At 66.9% G+C, this 2,939-nt stretch carries 4 protein-coding genes; all 4 read left to right on the top strand.

What is annotated here, in order from left to right:
* The coding region (locus tag MUO23_14270) for a hypothetical protein (GenBank protein MCJ7514115.1) at positions 1-1,060 on the top strand (1,060 nt) is incomplete at its 5' end.
* Positions 1,061-1,080: 20 nt separating this feature from the next.
* Positions 1,081-1,461, top strand: coding sequence for a 6-carboxytetrahydropterin synthase (locus MUO23_14265; GenBank protein MCJ7514114.1), 381 nt, complete (start codon positions 1,081-1,083; stop codon positions 1,459-1,461).
* Positions 1,458-2,561 carry a glycosyltransferase family 4 protein gene (locus tag MUO23_14260; GenBank protein MCJ7514113.1) on the top strand — a complete coding sequence of 368 codons (1,104 nt, stop codon included), beginning with the start codon at positions 1,458-1,460 and terminating at the stop codon, positions 2,559-2,561. Before MUO23_14265 ends, MUO23_14260 begins: the two co-directional genes overlap by 4 nt.
* 45 nt (positions 2,562-2,606) lie before the next feature.
* Positions 2,607-2,939: hypothetical protein (locus MUO23_14255; GenBank protein MCJ7514112.1), on the top strand; the 333-nt coding region annotated here is incomplete at its 3' end.

Genomic DNA, 2,939 nt, shown 5'->3' with positions numbered 1-2,939 from the left:
TACTATGGGCACGCCTCGAAGGACCACTCGCGTGAAGGCCAGCGCCCTGTATTTCGTCGCACCCCGCGCCGTCGAAGCCCGGCAGGTGGAGCTGGGTCCCCCCGGCGCCGGTCAGCTGCTCGTTGCGACTCGCTTGAGTGCTATCAGCGCTGGAACCGAGATGCTGATCTACCGCGGCCTGGCGCCGCAGGACATGGCCACCGATGCCACGCTGCCGGGCCTGCCCGGGATGCTGCGCTATCCCCTGCCCTATGGCTACGCCGCGGTTGGGCGCGTGCTCGACGTCGGCCCGGGAGTCGGCCCGGAGTGGCTCGGGCAGCGGGTGTTTGCCTACCACCCGCACGCCAGCCACTTCCTGACGCCTGTCGATCAGGCCCTCCGGCTGGAGGAGAATGTCGCCGACGAAGATGCGGTCTTCATCCCAAACCTCGAGACGGCCGTCAGCCTGGTTCAGGATGGCCGGCCTGTGGTGGGGGAGGCGGTGGCGGTGTTCGGTCAGGGCATCCTCGGCCTGCTGGTCACCCGGCTGCTCAGCCGAGTCCCGCTGGGCGCCCTGGTCGCGCTCGACCGCTATCCACTCCGGCGCCAGGCAGCGCTCGAGAGCGATCCGACTGCCTGCCTCGACCCGGCTGCCTCGGACGTGCACGAACAATTGACCCAGGCTCTGCCGGCCGGCAAGGCCGATCTGACCTTCGAGCTTTCCGGTGACCCGCGGGCCCTCAACCAGGCGCTATCGATCACTGGCTTTTCCGGGCGTGTCGTGCTCGGCTCGTGGTACGGGACCCAGTCCGTCCAACTCGATCTGGGCGGTGAGTTCCATCGCAGCCGGATCCAGATCGTCAGCAGCCAGGTCAGCACGATCGCTCCGGAACTCAGCGGGCGGTGGACGAAACAGCGACGCCTGCAAGCTGCGCTGAGCTTCCTACCCACCATCGCCCCCCGGCGCTGGATCACCCACACCTTCGACTTCGCCGACGCCCCCCAGGCCTATGGACTCCTGGATACCCAACCCGAGGCGGCGCTCCAGGTCGTCCTGCGCTACCCTGAAACCGAGGCGTAGACGAGGATAGGGGCAACAGCATGTATCAGTTGTGCGTCCAGCGCGAGTTCGAGGCCTTTCACCAACTAGTGGGAGGCGACTGGGGTGCGGAGAACCAGCGCCACCTCCACCGCTACCGGGCTGAGGTCGTGCTCGAAGGGGCCCAACTCGATGGGCACGGCTACCTGGTCGACTTGGTCGAGCTCGAATCCCAACTGCAGACGCTGGTCAAGCGCTACGAGGGCCAAACGTTGAACGATCTGCCGGCGTTCCGCGGTCTGAACCCCAGCCTCGAGCACTTCTGCCGCATCTTCTGCCGGGAGCTATCTGCCGCCTTGCGGGCAACGAATCTCGAGGCCGTCACCCTGCGCTTGTGGGAGAACGAAATCGCCTGGGCATCCTACCGCCTGGAGCGGACTTGAACCTGGGGCTGGTGATCTACGGCAGCCTGGATCAGATGACCGGCGGCTACCGGTATGATCACCAATTGGTGACCCACCTGCGCCAGCAGGGCGACCGGGTCGAGATCTTCTCTCTTCCCTGGCAATCCTATCTCCGCCACCTCGGCCAGAACTTCTCCCGTCGGCTCGATCGCTGGATCGAATCGTCCGGGGTTGACCTGTTGCTGGAGGACGAGCTCAATCACCCGTCGCTGTTCCTGGCCAACCGCCGCCTGCGCCGCCCGCAACTCCCGCTGGTCTCGATCGTCCATCACCTGCGGTCGAGTGAGCTCTGGAGCCCGGTCGCTCTGGCAGCCTACCGGCTGGTGGAGCGCGCCTACCTTCGCTCGGTCGATGCCGTGGTCTGCAACAGCCGGCCGACGCTCGCTGCCGCCCAGTCCCTGGCTGGACGTCCCCTGCGGGGCTTGATCGCCTGGCCGGGGGCCCACCGCCATCAGCAGCGGGTCACGCCGGATCAGGTGACTGCCCGCGCCCACGAGCCGGGTCCGTTGCGCCTGCTCTACCTGGGTGCGATTGTGCCGCGCAAGGGCCTGGACGTGCTGCTGCAAGCTCTGGCCCGGCTTCCCGCCGGAAGCGCCCGTCTCACCGTCGTCGGCGAAGCCCATCGGGACCCAGGCTACGCCCGTCGGATGGCCCACCGGGCGCACCAGCTCCCGCTCCCCGTCGCATTCCTCGGCCCGGTACCGGACGAGCAGCTCGACGGACTCCTGGCCTCCCACCAGGTCCTGGCGATCCCCTCCCAGCACGAAGGCTTTGGCATCGGATATCTCGAAGGCATGGGCAGCGGAATGGTGTGCCTGGCCTCCGCCTCCGGCGGCGCCAGCGACCTTGTGCGGGATGGGGTAGAGGGATTCCTGATCCCGGCCGGCGCCGAAAGCCTGCTGGCCGAGTACCTGGGACGCCTGCACGCCGATCGGGCGCTGCTCGCCCGGATGGGGGTGGCCGGGCTCGAGCGCGCCCGACGCCACCCGACCTGGGAGGCGTCCGCTCATCAGATCCGGCAATTCCTGGAACAATGCATCCGCCAGACCGCATCGGTTGGGGCGGCCGCGGGTTGGTAGGTCTGACATGCGTCGACACATCTTCATACCTCGGAGGGTAGACCGATGAACAAGAAATCACTGGGCACCGTGATCACAGTTACTGCCGTTCTGACCGCCGCCATCCACTTGTACTACGCCCTCTTCCTGGTCGGGCCGACGCAGACGTTGGGGATGATGTTCCTCCTCAACTTCTTCGGGTACGTGGCGCTGTTGCTGGCTTACCTGGGCAAGCTCAGCTTCCTCCGCCTGTCCCACAGCCTGATCACTTGGGCCTTCATCGCCTTCACCGCCGTCACAATTCTGGCCTGGGTTGCGATGGGCGAGCGCTCGATGCTGGCCTACTTCACCAAGCTGGACGAACTGGTCCTGCTGGTGGCGCTGTTCCTGGGGCGCCGC

Source organism: Anaerolineales bacterium (genome assembly GCA_022866145.1).
Classification (GTDB): domain Bacteria; phylum Chloroflexota; class Anaerolineae; order Anaerolineales; family E44-bin32; genus PFL42.
Note: the sequence above shows the minus strand (reverse complement) of the source record. Positions and strands in the feature narration are given on the sequence as shown.

Coding starts and splice junctions, on each gene's coding strand:
- MUO23_14265 (MCJ7514114.1), top strand. CDS start 1,081: ATGTATCAGTTGTGCGTCCAGCGCGAGTTCGAGGCCTTTCACCAACTA.